This window comes from Paraburkholderia sp. BR10937, assembly GCF_040965695.1.
Lineage (GTDB): Bacteria > Pseudomonadota > Gammaproteobacteria > Burkholderiales > Burkholderiaceae > Paraburkholderia.
In genome coordinates this window covers 41814-47837 of sequence record NZ_JBFRCL010000069.1, presented here as the reverse complement: position 1 = coordinate 47837, position 6024 = coordinate 41814, and the positions used below count along the sequence as shown (strand labels likewise).

The window sequence follows — 6024 nt, the reverse complement described above, 5'->3', positions numbered from 1 at the left end:
CGGTGCCGCTCGGGCTCACGAATGCGTCGACGTACAGCAGGATCGCGAGCCAGTTCAGGTTCAGCGCGATCGCGAGTTCCGCGAACGGCGACTTGAAGTTGAACGTGTTCCAGCCCTTCGCGACGTCGGCCGGATTGACCGCGCCGATATAGGCGACCTGCAGCAGCACGTAGATCACGAGTGCGCAGAGGATCGAGCCGATGACTGCGAACGGCACGCTCTTCGCCGGATTGCGCGCCTCACCCGCGAGGTTGATCGGGCTCTGGAAGCCGTTGAACGCGAACACGATGCCGCTCGTGGCGACTGCCGTGAACACCGCCGACCAGCCGTACGGGGCGAACGAGGTCGTCTGGCCGAAGTTTTCCTGGTGGAAGCTGCCCGCCATCAGGCCAATGATCGTCAGACCCGGGATGATGAACTTGAAGATCGTGATCGCGCTGTTGGCACGCGCGAACAGCTTCACGCCCCAATAGTTGAGCATGAAGTAGATGATCACGAGAATCGCGGAGAGCCCGAGCCCTGAATGCGTCAACGAGCCGTCGACGAAGAGCGCGTGCGCCCACTCATAGGGCCAGGTGCTCATGTACTGGATCGAGGCTTCCGCTTCGATCGGGATCACCGAGACAATGGCGATCCAGTTTGCCCACGCGCTGATGAAGCCCACCAGTGCGCCGTGCGAGTAGCGGGCATAGCGGACCATACCGCCCGACTCCGGGAACATCGCACCGAGTTCGGCGTAGGTGAGCGCGATGGCCAGAATGACCACGGCGCCGATGACCCAGGCGCAAACCGCCGCCGGACCTGCAATTTTCGCCGCCTTCCACGCGCCGAACAGCCAGCCCGAACCGATGATCGACCCGAGGCCGGTGAACATCAGCGCGAACGGGCCGATGTTCCGTTGAATAGAACTTTTCACGTCTTCTCCTGTTTCAAGAGCAGATCGACACCGCGTTTATCCCGTCTGTTGTGCGGGCGGGTTTGCTGCGGTTGTCGTACCTCCACACAAAAGATTGCGCCTGTAGGCGCAACTTCTGCGCGGCGCGTAGTTTAACCGGTTGCACCATGGAAGGGCGTCAAAAACCACTGCCTAATACAAAAAAGTCATTTGCTTATCAAGCTTTGTAAGGGTTCGTTTCGACCCTGTAGCAAAAAAATACGAACTTTCCCGGGGACCTAGTTGACCTTCCTGCCATTTAGCCGTATAAAGTTCGGGCAGGATTTCAAGCGGCGAGTGTGAATTGGTCTTTCGTAGTTCGCCCATCAACGGTACTCCGGCTGGTCCCATACCCCTTCCTTGATTTTCGTGCACCTCTCGGGCTTCGGCCTTCATTCATTTTTAGGAAAGTAATATGGAAACCGGTACCGTCAAGTGGTTCAATGACGCTAAGGGCTTTGGCTTTATCACTCCGGACGGCGGCGGCGAAGACCTGTTCGCGCACTTCTCGGAAATCAAGGTTGACGGCTTCAAGACGCTGCAAGAGAACCAAAAGGTTCAATTCGAAGTCCGCACGGGCCCGAAGGGCAAGCAAGCTGCCAACATCAAGCCGGTCTAAGTACTGCGCTCATTGGTCTGCTACGGCTTACAGGACCTGAACGCAGCTTCTGCGTAGTGCCTGACTAGCAAGCTTACCGAAAAACCCCACGCTTCTTCCGGAAGGTGGGGTTTTTTCTCGTCTGGCGCTTTAGCGGGAGATTTAGGCGCCCCGCGCGTTTAGCCGAACAGGCGCTGCGCGTGAATGCCGAGGCCCGTCGCCACGCTGGCGAGACGGTCGCCGAACACGGCCTGCGACTGCGGAAACGCCTCCGCCAGCGCCTGCGTCAGGAACAAGAGGCCGGTCGAGCCACCCGTGAAGTAAAGCGCGCTCACCTGAGCCGGCGCGACACCCGCCGCCTGCACCGTTTCACGCGCGGCCTGCACGATGCGCCGCGTCTCCTCGCGCCCCGCCTCGACGAGTTGCGTGTCGCCAAAGGCCAGACGCAGGTCCGCCTCGACGGCTTCGAGGTCGATCATCGTCTCCCCACCCGCCGAAACGCCGATCTTCGCCTCCTCGGCGCGCGCCGTGAGCGCGTGACCCAGCCGCTCGTCGACCACCCGCATCAGCCGGTCGTGATGGCGTGTGTCGGTGTACAGATGGCGCATGAGCTTCAGCTCGGTCGCGCGCCTCGGCGTGTAGATCGTGTTGATGAGGTGCCACGTCGCCAGATCGAAATAGATGCGGTTCGGCACCTCGCGGCCTTCGGGGTCGAGCGACTGGTAGCCCAGTTCGCGCAGGATGGTCGCGAGTTCGACGCGGCGGTCGAAGTCGGTGCCCGCCACGTGCACGCCGTGGTGCGCGAGCACGTCGTCCTTGCGCTCGAGCCGCGTCATGCGATCAGGCCCCACGCGCACGAGCGAGAAGTCCGACGTACCGCCGCCAATGTCGGCGACGAGCACCAGGCCCTCTCGCGCGAGGCGCGACTCATAGTCGAACGCCGCCGCGATCGGCTCGTACTGGAACTCGATCTCGCGAAAGCCCACCCGACGCGCTGCGGCTTCGAGCTGGTCCTGGGCGAGCTGGTCGGCGCGCGGGTCTTCATCGACGAAGAACACCGGACGGCCCAGCACCGCGCGCGTGATCGGCGTACCCGAGCAACGCTCGGCGCTGCGCTTCAGGTGCTCCAGAAAGATCGTGATGATCTCGGTATAGGGCATCGCGCTGCCGTCGCCGAGCTCGGTCGTGCTCTCGGCGAGCGGCGAGCCGAGGATGCTCTTCATCGAGCGCATCAGCCGGCCGTCGAAGCCGTCGATATAGGACGCGAGTGCCGCACGGCCGAATTCGCGGGTGTGCTCGTCGACGTTGAAGAACACCGCCGTCGGCAACGTGGTGTGTGCGCCTTCCACCGGCGCGAGGCGCATCGCGCCGTCGGCCGCTGCCGGGAGCGCCACCGCCGACTTGGAGGTTCCGAAGTCAATCGCGCAGAAGCTGGTCATGGCAAGAGCGCGCCGCAGCGAGTGCGCGCGCAAGAGAGGAAAGGTCGGGGGGATCGGCTTTGTAGCACGAAAGCGCGGCGCGGAGCAACCGCGGGCCCACGATGCGACCCCGCAAGAAAAAAACGCGCGGGCCACGCCGCGCGTTTTTGCTAAAGCTCGCAGCCTCTCATGGGCGCGGGGCTTCTCCCGACTCAGCCCTTGAACGGCTGCTTCCAGGCGTTCGCGTAGGCGATCTCGCCCATCGCCGAGCGCGTGCGTTCCGCCTTTTCACGGTCGCGCAGCACGGGTTCGAGCTTCTCGGCTTCGCCATAGTGGCCAATCGAGATGATCGAAAGCGGCTCCACGTCGTTCGGCAACGCGAATTCCGTGCGGAACGCCTGCACGTCGAAACCGCTCATCTGGTGCGCCGCGAGACCCAGCGCATGCGCCTGGAGCACGAGCGACATGGCAGCGGCGCCCGCATCGTATTGCGCCGTGCGATTCACTTCGCCCTTGGCGTTGAGCGTATGTGCCGTCACCGCGATCAGCACCGACGCCGGCGCGTTCCACTGCTGGTTGAACGGCACGAGCGTCGCGAATGCGCGCTTGAACGCGATTTCGTCGGCGCTGCGGTCGAACACGATAAAGCGCCACGGCTGCAGGTTGTAGCCCGAGGGCGCCCAGCGCGCCGCCTCGATCACCGCGTGCAGCGCCTCGCGGCTCACCGGCTCGCTCGAATAGGCGCGCGGGCTCCAGCGGCCGGCGATGAGTTCGTGAATGGGCACGGCTGTCGGTGCGGGTTTGTGCTTCGTCATGCCTTGTGTGTCCTTGGGGTGGCGGGCGGCTTGCCCGGGGTCACTAGAATAACCGCAGCGTGTGAAATACGCTCAAACGCAACGGGCGACGCATGAGCGTCGCCCGTCGGGGTGCACCGAAGTGTGAACCGGCGCTGTGGCGCCGCGGCGGCCTCGTCAGGCCGTTTGCACGCCCACGGCGCGCGGCCTGCGGTTGATGCGCAGCACGAGGAACGACGCCACGAGGCACAGGCCGCCCGAGATCATCGACGCCACCGTATAGGTGCCGAGGCTCGAGCGCAGCAGGCCCGCGCCGAACGCCACGAATGCCGCGCCGAGCTGATGGCCCGCCACGACCCAGCCGAACACAATCGGCGCGCGCTCCTTGCCGAAGACATCAGTCGCGAGCCGCACGGTCGGCGGCACCGTCGCGATCCAGTCGAGGCCGTAGAACACCGCGAAAATCGGCAGCCCGAAGAAGTCGATGCCGAACGCGTGCGGCAAATAGATCAGCGAAAGTCCGCGCAGCCCGTAGTACCAGAACAGCAGCAAGCGGCTATTGAAACGGTCCGAGAGCCAGCCCGAGAGTGTCGTGCCGAACAGGTCGAAAATGCCCATCGTCGCGAGCAGCGAGGCACCCTGCACTTCGGTCATGCCGTAGTCGCCGCACATGGCGATGAGGTGCGTGCCCACGTAGCCGTTCGTGCTCGCGCCGCAGATGAAGAAGCTGAAGAACAGCAGCCAGAAGTCGCGCGTGCGGCTCGCCGAGAAGAGCGCGTCGAACGCGATCTTCAGCGGATTCTGATGCGGCGCGGCCGGCGCGACGGGGGTGCTCTCGTCCTCGCCGAACGGACGCAGATTCACGCTTGCGGGCCGCTCGGGCAGCAGGAACAGCACGAGCGGCAACACCGCGGCGGCGGCCACCGCGACCACGAGCACCACCGACTGCCAGCCGTGTTTCTCCACGATCGCCGCGAGGAGCGGCAGAAACACGAGCTGGCCCGTGGCCGAACTCGCGGTGAGGATGCCCATGGCGAGCCCGCGGTGCGAGTGGAACCAGCGCGTGACGACGGTCGCCGAGAGCGAGAGCGCCGCGACGCCGGTGGCGCCGCCCACCATCACGCCCCAGATCAGGATCATCTGCCACGGATGCGTCATCAGCGCGGAAAGCGCCACGCCCGCCGCCATGGTGCCGAGCGCCGCGAGCAGCGTGGGCCGCACGCCGAAGCGCTGCATGGCCGCCGCCGCAAACGGGCCCATAAGGCCATAGAGCGCAATGTTCACCGAGATGGCGAGCGAGATCGTCGCCCGGCTCCAGCCGAACTGATGCTCGAGCGGCACCATCATCACGCTGGGCGTCGCGCGCGTGCCGGCCGCCGCCAGCAGCACCAGAAACACCACCGCCACGACGAGCCATCCGTAGTGGAAACGCCCGACTATCCGCCTCGCTGCCCAGTTCATTGGTGCTCCTGTCACGGCGCGCCGGGTTCGACACGCCGATGTTTTCGTTGACATGACCGTTTGCTGCGACAATTCGCCATCGCTCGATTGTTACCGATCGGTCACAAGTGTGTTGCGATAGTAGTTACCGCTCGGTAACATGTCAAGCAATCACCCTGATCGCGAGATGCCCTCATGAAACACGAAGGCCACGACGAACCCGCCACCGCCGCTGCCCGCCCGCCCCGCCCGCGCGCGCAGACGGCGGGCGCGCGCGCGCAAGAGCACCTGCTGCGCGCCGCCGACGAGCTGTTTTACCGCGAGGGCGTGCGCGCGGTCGGCATCGAGGCGGTGGTCGAGCGCGCCGGCGTCAACAAGATGAGCCTGTACCGCCAGTTTTCGTCGAAGGACGATCTCGTCGTCGCCTACCTGCAGCGCTGCGACGTGCGCTTTTTCGAGCGCTTCGACGAAAGTCTCGCGAAGCATCCGGGCGAGCCGGCAAAGCAGTTGGTGCAGTATTTCGAGGACCTCGCGCGCCGCGCCTCGGTGCCGGACTATCGCGGCTGTCCGTTCGTCAACGTCGCAACCGAATTTCCCGACGCCACCCACCCCGCGCGGCGCAGCGTCGACAACAACAAGACGCGACTCTTGGCGCGGCTCACCGCGCTCGCACAGGAAGCGGGAGCCAGCGATGCGGTCGCGCTCGCAGAGGAACTCGCGCTGCTCGTCGAAGGCGTCTATGCCGCAAGCCAGACTTACGGCCCCGGATGCGGCGCGATTCTCGCGGCGCCGCGCATGGCGAAGCTGTTGATCGAGGCGGCATGCCCCGCGCGCTAGCCG

The 6024-nt window shown here is 64.9% G+C and carries 6 protein-coding genes; 2 read left to right on the top strand and 4 right to left on the bottom strand.

Annotated features, from left to right (window positions below; genetic code table 11):
* Nucleotides 1-916: APC family permease (locus tag AB4Y44_RS36540; RefSeq protein WP_368702238.1), on the bottom strand; the 916-nt coding region annotated here is incomplete at its 3' end.
* A gap of 433 nt (nucleotides 917-1349) precedes the next feature.
* On the opposite strand from AB4Y44_RS36540, the gene AB4Y44_RS36535 reads away from it, so the two are divergent.
* Nucleotides 1350-1553: a cold-shock protein gene (locus AB4Y44_RS36535; RefSeq protein ID WP_027797379.1), complete on the top strand. Its 204-nt coding sequence runs from the start codon at nucleotides 1350-1352 to the stop codon at nucleotides 1551-1553.
* A gap of 158 nt (nucleotides 1554-1711) precedes the next feature.
* Here the strand turns inward: AB4Y44_RS36535 and AB4Y44_RS36530 are convergent, their stop codons facing one another.
* The 3 genes from AB4Y44_RS36530 to AB4Y44_RS36520 all read right to left on the bottom strand — a co-directional run bounded on the left by AB4Y44_RS36530 (nucleotide 1712) and on the right by AB4Y44_RS36520 (nucleotide 5205).
* Nucleotides 1712-2971, bottom strand: coding sequence for an Hsp70 family protein (locus tag AB4Y44_RS36530; RefSeq protein ID WP_368702237.1), 1260 nt, complete (start codon nucleotides 2969-2971; stop codon nucleotides 1712-1714).
* Between the two features lie 191 nt (nucleotides 2972-3162).
* Nucleotides 3163-3765 (bottom strand): nitroreductase family protein, encoded by a 603-nt coding sequence (locus tag AB4Y44_RS36525; RefSeq protein ID WP_342925322.1) that lies wholly within the window; start codon nucleotides 3763-3765, stop codon nucleotides 3163-3165.
* A 156-nt stretch (nucleotides 3766-3921) separates the two neighbouring features.
* The gene (locus AB4Y44_RS36520) at nucleotides 3922-5205 is read right to left on the bottom strand and encodes an MFS transporter (protein WP_368702236.1); all 1284 of its coding nucleotides are present in this window, start codon (nucleotides 5203-5205) and stop codon (nucleotides 3922-3924) included.
* 174 nt (nucleotides 5206-5379) lie between these two features.
* On the opposite strand from AB4Y44_RS36520, the gene AB4Y44_RS36515 reads away from it, so the two are divergent.
* The gene (locus AB4Y44_RS36515) at nucleotides 5380-6021 is read left to right on the top strand and encodes a TetR/AcrR family transcriptional regulator (RefSeq protein ID WP_342925320.1); all 642 of its coding nucleotides are present in this window, start codon (nucleotides 5380-5382) and stop codon (nucleotides 6019-6021) included.
* Nucleotides 6022-6024 lie beyond the last annotated feature (3 nt).

Excerpts from the sequence above, each read along its gene's own strand:
- AB4Y44_RS36520 (WP_368702236.1), bottom strand. The coding sequence starts at position 5,205 with ATGAACTGGGCAGCGAGGCGGATAGTCGGGCGTTTCCACTACGGATGG.
- AB4Y44_RS36515 (WP_342925320.1), top strand. The coding sequence starts at position 5,380 with ATGAAACACGAAGGCCACGACGAACCCGCCACCGCCGCTGCCCGCCCG.
- AB4Y44_RS36525 (WP_342925322.1), bottom strand. The coding sequence starts at position 3,765 with ATGACGAAGCACAAACCCGCACCGACAGCCGTGCCCATTCACGAACTC.
- AB4Y44_RS36535 (WP_027797379.1), top strand. The coding sequence starts at position 1,350 with ATGGAAACCGGTACCGTCAAGTGGTTCAATGACGCTAAGGGCTTTGGC.
- AB4Y44_RS36530 (WP_368702237.1), bottom strand. The coding sequence starts at position 2,971 with ATGACCAGCTTCTGCGCGATTGACTTCGGAACCTCCAAGTCGGCGGTG.